The organism is Nostoc sp. JL34 (assembly GCF_017114945.1).
Classification (GTDB): Bacteria; Cyanobacteriota; Cyanobacteriia; order Cyanobacteriales; family Nostocaceae; genus Nostoc.
The window spans coordinates 34120-51607 of record NZ_JABXKQ010000108.1; the positions used below are offsets into that span (position 1 = coordinate 34120).

General features: G+C 41.3%; 14 protein-coding genes. 9 read left to right on the forward strand and 5 right to left on the reverse strand.

Features of this window, described 5'->3' with window-relative positions:
* The first annotated feature begins 302 nt into the window (after positions 1-302).
* Both HWQ44_RS19275 and HWQ44_RS19280 read left to right on the forward strand, forming a co-directional pair.
* Positions 303-2498 (forward strand): ATP-binding protein, encoded by a 2196-nt coding sequence (locus HWQ44_RS19275; protein ID WP_292721751.1) that lies wholly within the window; start codon positions 303-305, stop codon positions 2496-2498.
* 332 nt (positions 2499-2830) lie between these two features.
* A complete protein-coding gene (locus HWQ44_RS19280) occupies positions 2831-3478 on the forward strand; it encodes a methyltransferase domain-containing protein (protein ID WP_292721754.1) in 648 nt (215 codons plus the stop codon).
* 262 nt (positions 3479-3740) lie between these two features.
* On the opposite strand, the gene HWQ44_RS19285 is transcribed toward HWQ44_RS19280, so the two are convergent.
* Positions 3741-4079, reverse strand: a complete 339-nt coding sequence (locus HWQ44_RS19285; protein ID WP_292721756.1) for an STAS domain-containing protein — start codon at positions 4077-4079, stop codon at positions 3741-3743.
* Positions 4080-4268: 189 nt separating this feature from the next.
* Here HWQ44_RS19285 and HWQ44_RS19290 point away from each other — a divergent pair, with 189 nt between their 5' ends.
* Positions 4269-4718, forward strand: a complete 450-nt coding sequence (locus HWQ44_RS19290; RefSeq protein WP_292721759.1) for an MAE_28990/MAE_18760 family HEPN-like nuclease — start codon at positions 4269-4271, stop codon at positions 4716-4718.
* Here HWQ44_RS19290 and HWQ44_RS19295 read toward each other — a convergent pair.
* Complete coding sequence (locus tag HWQ44_RS19295; protein WP_292721761.1) at positions 4715-5755, reverse strand: DNA cytosine methyltransferase; 1041 nt, start codon at positions 5753-5755, stop codon at positions 4715-4717. The two genes, HWQ44_RS19290 and HWQ44_RS19295, sit on opposite strands and share 4 nt — an antisense overlap.
* Before the next feature lie 139 nt (positions 5756-5894).
* Positions 5895-7313, reverse strand: a complete 1419-nt coding sequence (locus HWQ44_RS19300) for a site-specific integrase (protein WP_292721764.1) — start codon at positions 7311-7313, stop codon at positions 5895-5897.
* Positions 7314-7808: 495 nt separating this feature from the next.
* Here HWQ44_RS19300 and nifK point away from each other — a divergent pair, with 495 nt between their 5' ends.
* Both nifK and HWQ44_RS19310 read left to right on the forward strand, forming a co-directional pair.
* Positions 7809-9113 (forward strand): nitrogenase molybdenum-iron protein subunit beta, encoded by a 1305-nt coding sequence (gene nifK / locus HWQ44_RS19305; protein WP_334728031.1) that lies wholly within the window; start codon positions 7809-7811, stop codon positions 9111-9113.
* 26 nt (positions 9114-9139) lie between these two features.
* Positions 9140-9274 carry a hypothetical protein gene (locus HWQ44_RS19310; RefSeq protein ID WP_292721767.1) on the forward strand — a complete coding sequence of 45 codons (135 nt, stop codon included), beginning with the start codon at positions 9140-9142 and terminating at the stop codon, positions 9272-9274.
* 39 nt (positions 9275-9313) lie between these two features.
* Here the strand turns inward: HWQ44_RS19310 and HWQ44_RS19315 are convergent, their stop codons facing one another.
* Both HWQ44_RS19315 and HWQ44_RS19320 read right to left on the reverse strand, forming a co-directional pair.
* The gene (locus tag HWQ44_RS19315) at positions 9314-9745 is read right to left on the reverse strand and encodes an EamA family transporter (RefSeq protein ID WP_292721770.1); all 432 of its coding nucleotides are present in this window, start codon (positions 9743-9745) and stop codon (positions 9314-9316) included.
* Between the two features lie 250 nt (positions 9746-9995).
* The gene (locus tag HWQ44_RS19320; protein ID WP_292721772.1) at positions 9996-12101 is read right to left on the reverse strand and encodes an acylase; all 2106 of its coding nucleotides are present in this window, start codon (positions 12099-12101) and stop codon (positions 9996-9998) included.
* A gap of 429 nt (positions 12102-12530) precedes the next feature.
* Between HWQ44_RS19320 and HWQ44_RS19325 the strand changes: the two genes are divergently transcribed.
* The 4 genes from HWQ44_RS19325 (at position 12531) to HWQ44_RS19340 (ending at position 17390) form a co-directional block, all read left to right on the forward strand.
* Positions 12531-13562: an iron ABC transporter permease gene (locus HWQ44_RS19325; RefSeq protein WP_292721775.1), complete on the forward strand. Its 1032-nt coding sequence runs from the start codon at positions 12531-12533 to the stop codon at positions 13560-13562.
* Positions 13559-14599, forward strand: a complete 1041-nt coding sequence (locus HWQ44_RS19330) for an iron ABC transporter permease (protein ID WP_292721778.1) — start codon at positions 13559-13561, stop codon at positions 14597-14599. Before HWQ44_RS19325 ends, HWQ44_RS19330 begins: the two co-directional genes overlap by 4 nt.
* A 100-nt stretch (positions 14600-14699) precedes the next feature.
* The gene (locus HWQ44_RS19335; RefSeq protein ID WP_292721781.1) at positions 14700-15518 is read left to right on the forward strand and encodes an ABC transporter ATP-binding protein; all 819 of its coding nucleotides are present in this window, start codon (positions 14700-14702) and stop codon (positions 15516-15518) included.
* A 60-nt stretch (positions 15519-15578) separates the two neighbouring features.
* Positions 15579-17390 carry an ABC transporter ATP-binding protein gene (locus HWQ44_RS19340; RefSeq protein WP_292721784.1) on the forward strand — a complete coding sequence of 604 codons (1812 nt, stop codon included), beginning with the start codon at positions 15579-15581 and terminating at the stop codon, positions 17388-17390.
* Positions 17391-17488 lie beyond the last annotated feature (98 nt).

The window sequence follows — 17488 nt, forward strand, 5'->3', positions numbered from 1 at the left end:
TGATGTCTGCAATAATTTTTCAATTGCGATCGCACTGTAACCATTTATCGAAACAGAATTCAGTAGTCAAAATTCAGAATGAATTATGTACGACTGGTGGATAGCGCAGAGTCTCGTAGAGAAGCGGGGCGTAGCTCATTCTGACTTCTTTGTTTCTGGAATATTTAATATGATGGTGCGTTGCACTTTGTGACAACACAGTCTACAGCAGCATTTGAAACAAATTAAAAAAAAGATGAATCTGTGGACATCTTGGGAACTATAGAAGCAAATCAAATTAGCACAACTGCCAGTTTCCAGCAATGAAAACTCACTACAGGAAAGGTAAAGCGTTCCCATTACAGATTGTTCTTGTTGTTCCCTTCGTGATCCAAATTTTTGGAGCAGTTAGTTTAGTGGGTTATTTGTCCTTTAAAAATGGACAAAGAGCAGTTAACGATCTAGCAGAACAGTTGATAGATCGTACCACTGAGGTAGTGGATGAACACCTGAAGTCTTATCTTTCCATTCCGCAAACCCTTAATCAGATTAACGCAGATGCCATTGGCAGGGGAATATTGGATGTGCGCGATCGCCAAACCCTTGGCAAGTATTTTTGGGATCAAATGCAGGCTTATGACTTGACTTATATTGGTATTGGACTAACAACGGGTGAGGGGCTAGGAGCCGCTCGTTATGATGGCAAGACGATTACCATTGATGATTGGACTGCCAAGCTTCCGAATAATACTTCTACATATACTATAGATAATCAAGGTAATCGAACTCAGGTGAATGCTCGATGGACTTGGAACAATTTCAGTGAATCTTGGTATACCCAACCCATCGCCGCCGATAAACCTATTTGGGGGAAGATTGTAACTGCAAATTTGCCAACAGGGCCTTACATTAGTGCCTCTGCCAGTCGCCCGATCTATGATTTGCAAAATCGTTTACTGGGAATGATTGCAACGGATATTCACCTGCTGAAACTCAGCGATTTTTTACGCAGTTTGAATATTAGTCAATCTGGGCGGGTGTTCCTTTTGGAGCGGGATGGCACATTAATCGCCAGTTCTGGTACAGAAAAGCCTTTTGTTGTCGTCAATCAGGACATCCGGCGATTGCGGGCGATTGACAGTTCTGATCCCATAATCCAGAATGTTGCCAAATACCTCCAAAAGTTCAATGGGTTTAGATCCATCACCCAAGACACAGATTTTCAAATTGAGGTGCAAGGAAAACGGCATTTTGTTGATGCTATACCTTGGCGTGACAAGTATGGCTTGGATTGGCTGGTGGTAGTGAGTGTGCCAGAAAACGCATTTATGGCGCAAATTAACGCCAACACGCATACCACGATCGCGCTTTGTTTTGGCGCATTAGTTGTTGCCTCGGTAATGGGTGTGTTTACCTCTCATTGGATTGTACGCCCAATTCTCCGCCTGAATTGGGCAAGTGAGGCAATGGCATCTGGTAATTTAACTCAGACAGTAGAAACTAGCAGTATTCAAGAACTTAATACCCTGTCTAACTCTTTCAACTATATGGCAGGGCAATTGCACGAATCCTTTACTGCCTTAGAGAAAAGCAAGGAAGAACTAGAAGATCGCGTAGAAGAGCGCACCACTGAACTCAAAAAGGCCTTAGAGGAATTGCAGCGCACTCAATTTCAAGTTATTCAAAGTGAAAAAATGTCTAGTCTGGGACAACTAGTTGCTGGAGTCGCCCACGAAATTAATAATCCAGTCAACTTTATTCATGGCAATCTCGTTCATGTGGAAGAATATACTCAGAATTTATTAGCGTTTGTGCAGTTGTATCAGCAGTACAATCCTAACCCTGCTGCTGAAATTCAAACCCTTGCCGAAGACATCGATCTGGAGTTTTTGCAGGAAGACTTGCCAAAAATGTTGTCTTCTATGAAAGTGGGCACCGAGCGTATTCGCCAGATTGTACTGTCGCTGCGAAACTTCTCTCGCATCGACGAAGCGGAATTCAAAAGCGTCGATATTCATGAGGGCATCGACAGCACCCTAATGATTTTACAACACCGCCTCAAAGCTAAACAAGAACAACCTGAAATTGAGGTGATCAAAGACTACGGCGCTGTACCCCTAGTAGAATGCTATGCGGGACAACTCAATCAGGTGTTTATGAATATTTTAGTGAATGCCATTGATGCGTTAGAAGAAAATAGTGCCAAGCATACCTATCAAGAGATCGAGGACAATCCCAATCGAATTAAGATTCGGACATCGGTGGTTAATTCAATATGGGTAGAAGTAGCGATCGCTGATAATGGAGTTGGTATTTCCAAAGAATTTCAGCAACGAATATTCGATCCCTTTTTCACCACTAAACCCATTGGGAAAGGAACCGGAATGGGTATGTCCATCAGCTACCAAATCATCACAGAAAAACATGGCGGCAAACTGGAGTGCTTTTCAAATTCTGGAGAAGGAACTGAGTTTATCATTCAGATTCCTCTGCGGCTAAAAGTTTATCAAGTGGTTTAACTAATTCGTAATTCGTAATTTTTGGCTGGAATTTCCCAACTTTTGAAGACGCACTCACGTCCGTCTATACGTGCCTTTGTTTCAGTCTGAGTCTAAATTACCTTATGCAACACTCTTTAATTACGAATTACGAATTATTCTAATTATGCCTATCTACTTTATCTGTTGCTGGCTAAAAAACTTCTTAGCCATGCCGTAACTCAATACTTGTTTCACTGACAATCTAGAAGTGGAATTGTCAAGTCATCTAAGTAGTAGTATAATACACGAGGTTTGGGCGCTAACACACCACACAGCTAAACAGATACTTAAATAAGTAGTCTAAAAAATCTATGCAGATAAATCAGGTGATTGAAACCTACGATCAGGCATCAGTGGATTATGACGCAATTCTGAGGCGTTACTGGCATATTGAGCGCGAACCCCTAATTGCTTCCTTGCAGCTGAAGCCAGGACAAACTGTACTTGATGCTGCGGTAGGAACAGGTCTTAATCTTTCAGCCTATCCTGATGGTGTACATGTCGTCGGTGTTGATCTTTCTCATAAGATGATGGATGAAGCACGTAAAAAGCACGTATCCGCAGACATCACCTTCAAGGTATCGGATCTCTGCAATCTGGATTTTCCTGATAATAGCTTTGATGCAGCAGCGTCGGGATTTACCCTCTGTGTCGTTAACGATCCAGTCCATGCTCTTGCAGAGATCCTGCGAGTTACCAAACCTGGTGCATTTATTGCCATTCTCGATTACTGTAAATCACAAGATCCAGAGATTCAGAAATGGCAAGAGTTAATAGCTGATGCAGCTTCACAGCTAGGCTTCCCCACTGGCAAGATCAAGTGGGATGCATTGATGGATTATGACGAATTGATTTACAACAGTAACCTTCCCATTGAAGTCCTTGCAGACGATCGCACAGAAAGTCCAAACCCGTTCTCATGTGGTTGTCAATTTCTGCTGAAAAACTCAAAAGGTTAAAGCAGTATCGCACTCTTGCAATTTTGTTTTGTAGTGAGGGCTAAAGTCCTCACTTTCTTTGGATTCAGTTAGGATTGAATTGCCGATGGCGGAAATTTATCGCGGCGTTGTTTTTGAGTAAATATTTTCGTTATATATCTCTGCAACATATATTTTTGTGTAGATCCAGTATCTAGTATAGGTAGTATCAGATATTTGGGATGTTTGATATGATGACGGTGCATTGCGCTTTGCGACAACACACCCTACAAATATTCGGTTCTTAAGAAAACGATGCGATCGCTTCTTGCTCGTCGTCATAAACGTCAAAGACTGTAATTAATTGGGTTATGGTCAGAATATCCTGAACTTTAGAGGGAAGATTAGATAATTTAAGCTTTCCTCCCCGATTTTGTGCAGTGGTGTAAGCTGAAACTAGTTCGCCTATACCAGAAGAGTCTATTGTAGTAACCCCTGCTAAATTGAGTAGGATCTTAGAGGCGCCACTTTCAAGGGCTTGCTGAATTGCTTCACGAAGCTGAACATCGCCAACGCCAATGGTTATTTTCCCGTTTGGTTCCAAAATAGTCACGTCTCCTTGACTTCTTTTATTTATTTGCACGTCTATAATCTCCTTAAGTACGTAGATGGATTACGCTTAAAACTCTTCGCTAGATTTTATTACGAAGTGATAGCTTTGATACCCAGAAATGTTGAACGGTGATATAAAACTTTACGTACTCAGTAATAAATATCACAGGTCATATCATGAGCGGTGCGATCGCCTGTGTTCTTCCCAAATTGCGCCTAGTTGGACACCAATACTGTTAATTCTGTCAGAATTGAAATCAAAAAAGTTGTACTTCAAAACTTCAAGAATCGTTCTCCTGAAGATATACATTCTAGGATAACAGATATTTCTCTTGATATTATTACTGCTGGATTTAAAAGTAGAGAGTTATTCTCAGGAAATATTGATCGAGATGAAATTACAAAGACAGCTAGGAAATACGGTTTTTCTTGTGATACAGATTACTCTAAAACAAGGCATGGTGAAAACTTATACAGTATTATGCGGAACCGTAACGATCTAGCTCATGGAAACAAATCATTTTCTGAAGTTGGTAAAGATACAAGTATCGGAGACCTTCTAAAATTTAAGGAAGAGGTAATAGAATATATTGGACAGATATTGGAAAATATTGAAAAGTATTTGAATGCGAAAGAATATTTGGATTCTTCTTGTGTAAGCACTCTTTAAATAACTTGATTGATATGTTGCAGAATGCTTTGAGCAATAACTTTACCTAGTTTGACAGGAACAGCGTTTCCAATTAATCTTCCTACATGAGCAAACACAACAGGTTCATCAGTGGCTACAAATTCATAATCTGCTGGAAAAGTTTGTAATAATGCTGCTTCTCTAAGAGATATAGCCCGGTCTTGTTCAGGATGTCCAAAGCGTCCATTACCGAAACCAAAGCACTGTGTAGTGATGGTTGGGCTAGGCTGATCCCATTCCATCCTACCGTATACTCCTGAATAATTTTTACCACTGGTTTTCGTGTGACATTTAGCTATTAAATCTTTAGACCAATCACGCCAAGTTCCACCAGGTTTGGAAGCACGGATACGTTGAAGATTTAAAGGAGATAATTTACTGCATTGATGAAGTCTATCAGTTTTAGATGCTTGACCTGCCAAAAGAGGTTCAAGATGTCCGATTGTTTTACGTACTGTTCTGCATTTTTTGGTATTATGGATGGGTTTAATCAAGTCAATTTTACCGAACTTTGAAGCAAGAAGAACTAAACGTTTTCGAGTTTGAGGAATTCCATAATCTGAACAATTAACTTCGTAAGTTTCAAATGAATAGTTTAAATCCTCTAACTGCTGGATAAATTCATAAAAAACTGAGTGGTACTTTAGCTGAAGTACGTTTTCCATCGAAACAATTTCAGGTTTGCACTCCTGCACAAGACGAGCAAAATCTTGCACAAGCTTCCATTTCGATTCTTTATCCGTGTAACGTCTTGAGTAGCTTGAAAAAGGTTGACAAGGGGCACAACCTGCTAAGACCTTAACACTACTGGCAGAAAAATGTTTTGCCAAATCAGAGCCGTTAACATGCTCCACATCTTCTAGTATGAATTCTGCTTTAGTGTTGTGTTCGTATGGAAATTGACACGCTGGATCAATATCATATCCAGCTCTAACTGGAAGACCTGCTTGCTCAAACCCATAAGTAAGTCCACCTACACCACAAAACAGATCAACTGTAGAGATGCTGTCAGCCATTCACTTCCTCTTCTTGTTGGTATATAGTAACCAACGAGCTAGTCTAGCCTATTTGCTATACGGACTACAAGATAGCGAGTTAGCAGATTTACTTTTAAGTAGATCCGACAACCCTATTTTAGCTTATTTATGAGCAAATTCAACTATGCTTGTAAACCATCTCCATTTTCATTTTCTCAATATCAAGTTTCAACTTCTCATTCTCCATTCTCAACTTAGCATTCTCCTCTCTAATCAAGTCAACTTCATTCCTCTTACTCAAAGCCTGATTAATTGCCAACTTCCGCATATCTAGCGAAAACCAACGCTGATAAGTTTGGGTGTGAACCTGCACACTATGCCCCAAATTATCAGCCGCAGCTTTAATTGGTATCCCCAAAATATGCGCCCGAATTGCCCAAGCATGACGTAAATCATAAGGTTTAAAATCCAATCCTATCTTACGGAACCACCAACTAACTCGCTGTGTTAACGCTGTTATCTCAGCATGATTAGTGTTATCTTTTTTTGCGATCGCACTCCCCAACATCTCTAAATATTTCGGATTTCTCAAATCAAAATCCTCAATCCATTGCCGATGTAATGGCAATGCTTGTCTCTCACCAGTTTTAGAATCTTTATGAACTTTCCATGTCAAATCTATATTTTCTTGACTCAACCACCAAGCAATATCGGGATTAATAAAAAGTTCTCGTGGACGTAAACCAAAAACTGCTAACATTCCATACGTCCAGCGCCAAAGTTGCCAGCTATCTTGAACATTCTGATTAACTTGATTACCTCTATTATGTTGATAATCTTCAAACTTGATAATTCCCTCAGATATTTCCGTATCTGTCGGTATATTTCGGGAATTCTTATCCGGCATTTTAGAATATTTAGATAAATCAATTTCGATATTGAATGTCATACAAAATGCTGCGATCGCTCTAGCTGCATTATACTTAGCCCATTCTTTATCGATTTGCTCAATTGAACTTATCAGATTTTCAGCAGTTGCCAAATCTTGAGGATTGGTAAATCTCTTGGTACGAGAAAAGTAATAAAAAAAAGTATGTTCGCTTTTAGTTGTGCGTTTATGAGTTTTAAAATACTCTTCTTCAAATTTTTCAAGCAATTCTCCTACAGTTTGAAAATCTTTTCTAATTGCTTCATTTCCTAAATATTTATCATTCCATTCAAACGTTTTACGAGCAATTAACTTCCCTAATTCATAAGATTCTTCCTCAGCCGTCTTGAGTCCATCCAAGTTAGCGGGAATATTCAAACTGAGATTGTATTGCTTTCTCCCAGTTCCATTGCTATCTTTGTCTCCCGGTTTAATTGGTAACGTCGCCCGTAATTGCAGACTTCCATTCGATTCCCTAATTGTCACCTTTGCTTTTGCAGATTTCAAACGCAGATTAACTTTCTCTAATTCCAGTAGTACTTTCGTTCTCATGTGTTCTTTTTGCTGCTGTGCTTGCAAACTTGAGCCAAGAAAACTGCCATCGGTAGATGAAACTGGCTCCAAGTCCGCAAAAGCTTGTTGATACTTGTCTTGACCCTGATTATGCATCTCTGTGTTTTTAGCCTATATTTAGCCTAAAAATAAATGTGTTGTGAGCGAACAATGTTTATCGCTGACACTGTTTACTACAAACATTAGGCTGTTGAAAAGAATTAAACCATAAAAAGGATTACTCCGGCCCTTATCACGGTTACGATGGTTTCGCCATCTTTGCTCGCGACATGGACTTGGCACTCAACAGCCCAACCTGGTCATTAATTGGCGCTCCTTGGAATGAAAAAGCTCAGGCTAAGAAGGCTGAAGCTAAGGCTAAGGCTGCCGTCTAGGGAAATGGGAGAGAGCGATAAGTAAGGATAACCTGGGGCTAAAACCCCCAGGGGGGAGTTGGGAATCCAAAATTCAAAACTGAAAAATTAAAAATTTCTTTTGATTTTTGCATTTTGAATTTTGAATCATATTCCCACCTCCCTTGCACAGACGCGATTAATCGCGTCTCTCCCACCTCAATCAGTAAAAGAATTCAGTAAGCTTGGAGATCCAGAAATGCCTCAGAATCCAGAAAAAATTCAAGACCACGTAGAGTTATTCCACCAACCAGAGTACCAACAGCTGTTTGAAAACAAAAAGCAGTTTGAAAATGGTCACGAACCCGAAGAAGTACAACGGGTTGCAGAGTGGACAAAGGGTTGGGATTATCGTGAAAAGAACTTCGCTCGGGAAGCTTTAACCGTCAACCCCGCTAAAGGTTGTCAACCATTGGGAGCAATCTTTGCTGCTGTAGGTTTTGAAGGTACTCTACCTTTCGTTCAAGGTTCTCAAGGTTGCGTTGCTTATTTCCGCACCCACTTAACCCGTCACTACAAAGAACCATTCTCTGGTGTATCTTCTTCAATGACTGAAGATGCAGCCGTGTTTGGTGGTCTGCAAAACATGATTGACGGCTTGGCGAACTCTTACCAACTCTACAAGCCTAAGATGATCGCTGTCTGCACCACCTGTATGGCAGAAGTAATTGGTGATGACTTACAGTCTTTCATCAACAACGCCAAGGAAGCTGGTTCAGTTCCTCAAGATTTCCCAGTCCCCTACGCTCACACTCCTAGCTTTGTTGGTTCCCACATCACTGGTTACGACAACATGATGAAGGGAATTCTTTCTAACTTGACCGCAGGTCATAAGAAAGAAACCAGCAATGGTAAAATCAACTTCATCCCAGGTTTTGACACCTACGTAGGTAACAACCGCGAAATCAAACGGATTGCTTCCTTGTTCGGCTTTGACTACACCATTCTAGCCGACAACAGCGACTACCTCGATTCACCAAACACAGGTGAGTTCGATATGTATCCAGGTGGTACAAAGCTGGAAGATGCCGCAGATTCAATAAATGCTAAAGCTACAATCGCTCTGCAAGCACACTCCACCCTCAAAACCCGCGAGTACATCGAAAAAGAGTGGAAGCAACCAACCTCAGTTTCCCGTCCTTGGGGCATTAAAGGTACTGATGAGTTCTTGATGAAACTCAGCGAACTGAGTGGTATACCCATTCCTCAAGAATTGGAAATCGAACGCGGTCGGGCTGTTGATGCCATGACTGACTCCCATTCATGGATTCACGGCAAGCGCTTCGCTATCTACGGCGAACCAGATTTAGTATACAGCGTAGTTGGCTTTATGCTGGAAATGGGTGCTGAACCTGTGCATATCTTGGTTCACAACAGCAACGAAGTATTTGAAGCAGAAATGAAAGAACTGCTTGCTTCTAGCCCCTTCGGTAAGAATGCAACTGTATGGCCTGGTAAAGACTTGTGGCACATGCGTTCTCCAATGTGTTTGCTATCAGGCTGATTAAATATGGCAGCACCTTAAAAAAGATGAATTATCACGACAAGTGTTTGACGATCAGTACCACCATTGCCTATGCAGTAATTAATGGTATTCAAGCCAAGGGAGAGCGAGGCAAATACACCACAGAACGGATTAAATTTTACTCAACTCATAATCCTTAACTTTTCGTTACATAACTATAAACTTTTCCGCCAACTTACTTAAAGGATTAAAACTAAAGTTCCCATAACTACTAAACTGGTTCCTAATATCATTTTCAAGCTTAATGGTTCTCCCAAAAAAATAACCGAAAATAATAAAACTAATACCAAGCTTGATTTATCAATTGGTGCGACAAGGGAGGCTTTTCCTGCTTGTAAAGCTTGGAAGTAAAATATCCATGATAACCCTGTAGAGACTCCAGATAATAATAAGAAAATCATCGTTCTTTGGGGAATAGCTAAGATATTAACTACATTTCCTTGAAAAAATACAATTCCCCAAGCAACTACTAAGATGACAACAGTTCGGATTGCTGTTGCTAAATTAGAGTTGACATTTTCTACCCCAATTTTGGCAAAGATAGTTGTCAATGCTGCAAAGCCAGCCGAAAGTAATGCATATATCCACCATGCTATGGTGTTGTTTTCCATCTTGCCTCCTGGCTGACTAGTCAAAATTAGCAGTGTTATTTAGGCTGATCTTAGATTAAATTACTCGCTGTAAACTGCGATCGCTTTTCAAAAGAAAGTGCCGTCATGGGATGTCTGCGACGGGCTAGGCCTACACCCCAGATATCTCCATAGACTAAGTTTAAACCTAGACACCATCAGGCTTGTAGACTGATTAATGGAGATGTCTACAAACCTGAGAAGTTTGGAAGCGATCGCAAGTGCTAGCAGCTCAGAAGATTTTACGTTCTTCTAGATGGGCAAGAATATCTGAGCGATCGCGCCACACAGTCCGCAACTTTTTGTTGGCGAACATCTGTAACTGGTCGCTAATGTGGGGCGATCCGGGTTGAGTTGCATTACCGTAGCTGGTGAGTGCCATTGCTCGGACTGGGTTAGAAAATTCAATTGCAGCTACATAGGAATCACCTGCAACAGCTTGGAACTGACCGTTTGCTTCGGGAGCAGAATTCACTACCCGAAAAATTCCTAGTTCCCCATCCCCACCATTGGCAGATAAATCCACATCACCCAACCGTAGCCGAAAAACCTGGCCCCAAGGGACATCAAGTGCCCCATAAGTTTTTTCTACCTCTGCTGCTACTGCTTGCAGAGTTGCAACTGCACTTTCAGGATTAGCTAAACCGTCGGGTGTGGTGCGTGGAGAATTTTCATTCCAGGGTTTACTAAACGTCTTATCTAAGTTCATCTGTTGTACCCAAAAGGCAAATAATACAGCCCCCCGACTATTTGCATCGGCTTGCCGATCCCACGCTTCTAAGACATTAGCTGCTTTTTGCCCCAAGTCCTGACCATATTTGCGTGCAGCCGGAATTAAATCATCCAAAATCCGATCGGCTAGTTCCATACGGGTAGAGTGCTTATCTGCAACCATTTCATCAAAAGAGATTTTGTCATCCTCAGCCAACATTCTTACAGAACGTTGAGAGCGGAAATCCATGAAACGAGGAGCCATGTAAGGCGGGTAATTATCTGCTTTAATGGCGGCTGGAAATGTAGTTGTCCAAGGTGGGTCATTTGTATTTTGCAACCAGCCACTCTTAGGGTCAACTATACGCGGTAAATCTTTGTAAGGATGAATTTTTGTCCACAAGGTTTTAGATGTATTGCCTGGGATTAAGCCTTGCCAGTATTTAAAATCACCAAAGGAGCGCACCGGAACTTGACCATTGAAGAGGTGCATAATATGCCCTTCTCTATCTGCATACATCACCGTAAACATTGGCAATTGCAAGCGCTGGAGTGTCTTTTCAAACTGAGCAAGGTTTTTTGCTCGTGCCATATCCCACCACTCTTGGAGTACACCTGGTCGGTCAAGACCTGCAACTCTCAGTGCCACGGTTTTACCATTTTTCTCGACGAACACAGGCCCGTGGACAGAACTTTTCACTACTAATGGTTGCTCTTGCAAGGAGCCATCTTTCTGCTTTACCTTTAAGGAAAGAGTTTTGGAAAGGAAGTTACGAACTTTGTCATCAAAGCGATAACCATTTCCTGCCAGTGTAAGTTCATAAACATCCCAACCATCGTAGGTATTAACGGTGTGAGTCCAACCTAAGTTGTTGTTAAATGCGATCGCTAATACGGGAATACCTACAAGCGTTGCCCCATAAGCATCAATTCCTGGTGCGGTGATTTGGGCTTCATACCACAAAAATAAATCTGACCAAGGTAGATGTGGGTTTGCTAGCAACATAGCGTTCCCATTGGCAGAATGAGTTGGTGCGATCGCCCAACCATTAGATCCTGTTTGCAACTTTTGTTTGCTCAGGTCTAATACTTGCTCAGGATTGACTACAAAGGTGAAATTGAGTACCCGATGTAAGTGAGCCATGACATCTTCTGCCTTGACTGGTAGCACCGCCTCAACTTGATTGTCAATCAAGTCAGGATTTTGTTTTGCATAAGCATTGATCCCAGTAGCAAAAGCATCGAGATAACCACGAAAAGCTGGACTCTGTGCCTTGTACCAAGAACGAGCGCGTTCTGGTACTCCCACAGTCTGTACCCAACGATCTGACTCTAGGTATTCCTCTCCCCAATATTCGGCCGCGCGTCCCCGTGCTTGACCATAGAGACGCAAAAGTAAATCTCCATGACTTTGCATTTGTGCCCAACCAAAGGCATAAAATGCACTCTGGTCATCTTTGCCGTAGATATGCGGCACACCGGATGTATCCCATAATATCTCTGTGGATTTTGTTGGTACAGCTATAGTGCGGCTTCCGATAAACAAAACCAGTATCAAACTGAGTATTAAGGGTAAAACGCGTATTGATTTTCTTTTGTAAATCCTAAGTAAACTATCAATCCTCATGAACACCACCATGTACAGATGTAACGCCTGGTGACTGAAACTGCTTATTGGGCATTGGGCATTGGGCATTGAAAAGAGGCAGAGGGGCGGGGTGCAGGGGGCGGAGGGGCTCTTCTCCCTTGCTCTCTGCTCCCTGCTCCCTTGCTTCTTCCCTAGTCCCCAGTCCCCTTCTTGGCACGCAAGTGACTTTGACAAGACAGATTTAAGTTAATCTAACAATACCACTTTGTTGAGAAACTATATCAAAGCGATAAGTGTATCTTTTATTCCTTTTAAAAAATGGGGAAAAGGCTACACGATCATGTAATCTATATATTTATCAAGAAAGATTATCAACTCCAATGATTAAAAAGCTGTTCCATATTGAGAGTGCCCATTGAAAAAACAACTAACCAGCAGAGCGTAAGATTTTCAAGCGACGGCAGGATCATGATAAAAGCAACTACAGTGTCACCTAGAGAATTGAAAAAGCCACAAATATCAGCCTTATTTGGTCTGGTTTTGGGACTATGTATACTGTTAATTTGCTTAGTGTACAGTGTGACGCTAGGTGCAGCAGAAATACCTCTAGGTAAGGTTTTGACATCTTTTATAGCCTTTGATGGTTCTTACGATCACTTAGTTATTCAGACTGTGAGATTACCGCGATCGCTAATTGCTATCTTTGTAGGTTCAGCCCTTGCTGTATCGGGAGCATTGATGCAGGGTTTGACGCGAAATCCCTTAGCAGATCCAGGTATTTTGGGTATTGAGTCGGGAGCCGCCCTCTTTGTTGTGATCGCAATTTTTGTTTTTGGCAGTTCATCCCTAAGTATTTACGCCCTTGTGGCCTTTTTGGGTGCGGGAGTAACAGCGGTGTTCGTTTACATCCTTGGTTCTCTGGGACGGGGAGGAGCCACCCCACTAAATCTGACAGTCGCAGGAGCGGCGTTAACTGCTCTGATTTCTTCCCTCACCATCGGTATCCTCATTGTCAGTCAACAAACACTCGAACAAGTCAGATTTTGGTTAGCTGGTTCATTATCAGGTCGAGATTTTAATTTATTCTTACAATTACTACCTTTCATCGGTATGGGATTAGTATTAGCTTTTGCCCTCGGCAGACAAATTACCACTATGAGTTTAGGTGAAGATGTCGCCAAAGGCTTAGGTCAACAGACAGCTGGGATCAAAATAATTACCGCTATCAGCGTAGTTTTATTAGCAGGAAGTTCTGTCGCTCTTGCAGGGCCAATCGGCTTCATTGGTTTAGTCGTTCCCCATATAGTGAGATTTTACATTAAAGCCGATTATCGTTGGATATTACCTTATTGTGCAGTTTTGGGTGCTATTTTACTCCTGGTCGCAGATATTACCGCCCGTGTATTGCTCAAACCACAGGAGTTACCTGTAGGTGTAATGACAGCAATAGTTGGCGCTCCTTTTTTTGTCTACCTGGTTAAGTCGAAGGTGAAAAAATGAAGGTTGATTGGCTAGTCATTCGTTCTCCGGCGATATCTTTCCGAATTGACCGACGTGTACCAGTCATACTGCTATGTTTGGCAGTCGCGATTGTAGTGGCGATGGTGATGAATATAGGGCGGGGTGAATATCCAATCTCGCCTTTAGATATCGTGAAAACTATATTGGGTTTAGATACAGGAAACCCAGACCATCCATTCGTGATTCAGAATCTGCGTCTACCCCGCACCCTTGTAGCTTTTATGGTGGGAATGGCGCTAGCAATTTCTGGCACTATCTTCCAAGGACTGACACGCAATCCATTGGCTGACCCAGGTATTATCGGCATCAATGCTGGGGCGAGTCTGGCGGCAGTTATAGTAATTGTGCTATTTCCTTGGGCACCAATTTACACCTTGCCTCTATCAGCCTTTGCTGGTGCTTTGCTGATGGCGATTTTAATTTACTCGCTGGCTTGGAACAATGGTAGTTCTCCAATTCTATTAATTTTAATGGGTGTTGGCTTGTCTGCGATCGCTAGTGCCATAACCAGCTTGATAATGACCTTTGGCCAAATTTCTGACGTTAGTAATGCTTTGGTTTGGTTAGCTGGGAGCGTCTACGGGCGGACTTGGGAACAAGTTTTTTCCTTGTTACCTTGGTTAATTGTTTTTGTCCCTATGGCTTTGACACTAGCAAGGCATTTGAACGCTTTAAATTTAGGAGATGATGTCGCCAAAAGTTTAGGTAGTCAGGTGGAATGGCAACGTGGTTTACTCGTGCTGGTGGGTGTAGCCTTAGCAGGTGCAGGAGTCGCCACCGCTGGAAATATTGGTTTTGTTGGTTTAGTCGCACCCCATTTAGGACGACAGTTGGTAGGTGCAACCCATGAAGGTTTGATTCCTGCTTCTGCACTTTTAGGAGGAGTGATTGTTGTGATGGCAGACTTGTTAGGCAGAACGCTGTTTGCACCTATCGAACTTCCTTGTGGGGTAGTAACTGCTGCTGTTGGCGCTCCTTATTTTCTTTATTTATTAATTCGTAACCGCAAAAAATAAGGGACTGGAGACTGGGGATTAGGGATTTGATAAAAACTTTATCAACCCAAAAATCAGGTTTTCATAAATCCAAAATCTAAAATCTAAAATGGTTTCACTTATGAAAGGACTGTCAACCAAAAGTCTGTCTTTAGCTTACGATGGTGCGCTGATTATCCGTGACCTAAATTTGGCAATGCCCACCGGACAAATTAGTGGTTTAGTTGGTGCTAATGGTTGTGGTAAATCAACGTTGTTACGAGGTCTGGCAAGATTGCTTAAACCCCGTGGCGGTACAGTCTATCTTGATGGAACATCTATTTTTAATCTTTCCACCAAAGAAGTAGCACAGCAGTTAGGTATTTTGCCCCAAGGGCCAGTAGCACCAGAAGGGTTAACAGTGCAAGATTTGGTAGCACAAGGACGTTACCCTTATCAAAATTGGTTGCAGCAGTGGTCAGAAAAAGATGAAAAAATTGTGCAGCAGGCACTAGAGATTACAGATTTGTTGGAATTGGCAAATAGAGCATTAGATACTTTATCTGGTGGACAACGACAAAGAGCTTGGATTGCAATGGCACTAGCGCAAGATACAGATATTTTACTTTTAGATGAACCGACTACTTTTTTAGATTTGGCGCACCAGATAGAGATTTTGGATTTGTTGTATGAGTTAAATCAAACTCAGGGACGGACAATTGTGATGGTGCTGCATGATTTAAATCAGGCGTGCCGTTATGCTGATTACTTAGTTGCAGTCAAAGATGGTCGAATTTTTGCTGCTGGGGAACCAAAGCTAGTGATGACTCAAGAAATGGTTCAAGAAGTTTTTGGGTTGGAATGTCGGATTATTCTTGACCCAGTGGTGGAGACGCCAATGTGTGTACCGATAGGACGTAAGGGAAAAGTAAATAACAAACAAATTTACTTAAATTCCTAATTAGATTTCTACTAAAGATATCGCTCTCATTAATCACCTAACTACAAACAATAAACAGTCGTGACAACCACATCAAAATCTCCTATAGCCTCTAAAAATCCTAGAAATTCAGCCTCTCCTTTACAACGCCTGCTCAACTATGGCAACCAATATCGCCAACAAATTTGGCAGGCAACATCATGTTCTATAATCCATACTATTTTAGACTTAGCACCACCATGGTTAATTGGTATTGCGGTAGATATTCTCGTAGAGCAGCAAAATTCTTTCTTTTCCAAATTGGGTGTAAAAGATATATTGGGGCAATTTTTACTGCTTTCATTTATCACTATCATAATCTGGATACTAGAATCACTTTCTGAGTACGCATATAGTAGACTTTGGCGTAATTTAGCCCAAAATATTCAGAATAATTTACGCTTAGATGCCTACAATCATCTACAAGAATTAGATTCAGCTTACTTTGAAGAAAGTAGCACTGGCGGTTTGATATCAATTTTGAATGATGACGTCAACCAGTTAGAAGATTTTTTAAATTATGGAGCTAATGAGATCATCAATCTTATTACCTCACTCATCATTTTAACTAGTGGTGCATTCTTCATTTTACCCCCCTCTATAAGCTTTGCAGCAATGTTACCAATGCCATTTATTGTTTGGGGTTCCTTTACTTATCAAAAGCGTCTGGAAGATCGTTACGCTGAGGTGCGGGAAAAAGTAGGCTTTCTAAACTCTCGACTAGCAAATAATATTAGTGGTATTACCACAATTAAAAGTTTCACAGCTGAAGATTATGAAAGTGCTAGATTGGCAGGAGATAGCGAAGCATATAGAAAAAGTAACACCAAAGCAATTAAACTTTCTGCTGCATTTGTACCCTTAATCAGAATGCTAGTTTTAGTAGGGTTCACAGCTTTATTGTTTTGGGGAGGTATGGCGACACATGCTGGGAAAATATCTATTGGAAGTTACAGTGTTTTACTCGTTTTATTACAGAGATTGTTGTGGCCTTTAGTAACATTAGGAGAAATATTTGACAAATATCAAAGGTCAATGGCTTCTACCAAGCGTGTGATGAATTTATTAGATACTCCCATCAACATTGTTACAGGAGACAAATTTTTATTTATTGATCAAGTCCGTGGTGAAATTGACTTTAAACAAGTTACTTTTGCTTATCAAGATAGAGAGCCAGTAATTAAAAAACTATCCTTACATATCCCCGCAGGTAAAACTATTGCTATTGTTGGTTCTACAGGTTCTGGTAAAAGCACTTTAGTTAAATTATTATTGCGATTGTATGATATTTCTTCTGGGACGATCGCAATTGATGGTATTAATATCCAAAAATTAAATCTAGGTGATTTGCGTCGCAGTATCGGCTTGGTCAGCCAAGATGTATTCTTATTTCATGGTACGATTGCTGAAAATATCGCCTATGGTACTTTTAATGCTACCGATGAACAAATAATTGAAGCTGCAAAAATTGCCGAAGCTGATGATTTTATTCTGCGGCTACCCCAAGCTTATGAGACAATAGTTGGAGAACGGGGTCAAAAATTATCTGGTGGACAACGCCAAAGAATTGCGATCGCTAGGGCTGTTCTAAAGAATCCACCGATTTTGATTTTAGATGAAGCTACCTCAGCGGTGGATAATGAAACTGAAGCCGCTATTCAGCGTTCTTTGGAACGGATTACTGTAAATCGAACCACGATAGCCATAGCCCATCGTCTTTCCACTATCCGCAATGCTGATTGTATTTATGTGATGGAATATGGAGAATTAGTTGAGTCGGGAACACATGAAAAATTGCTGGAGAAGAATAGGATTTATGCTGGCTTATGGAACGTGCAGTCAGGGATGAAATAAAAAGTAGGGTGTAAAAGTGATATTTATCCCCATCGCAAAAACATATACAGCAGTTCCCGCTATTGTGAGGTACGTATTTAGTGCTGAAAGGGTCTAAT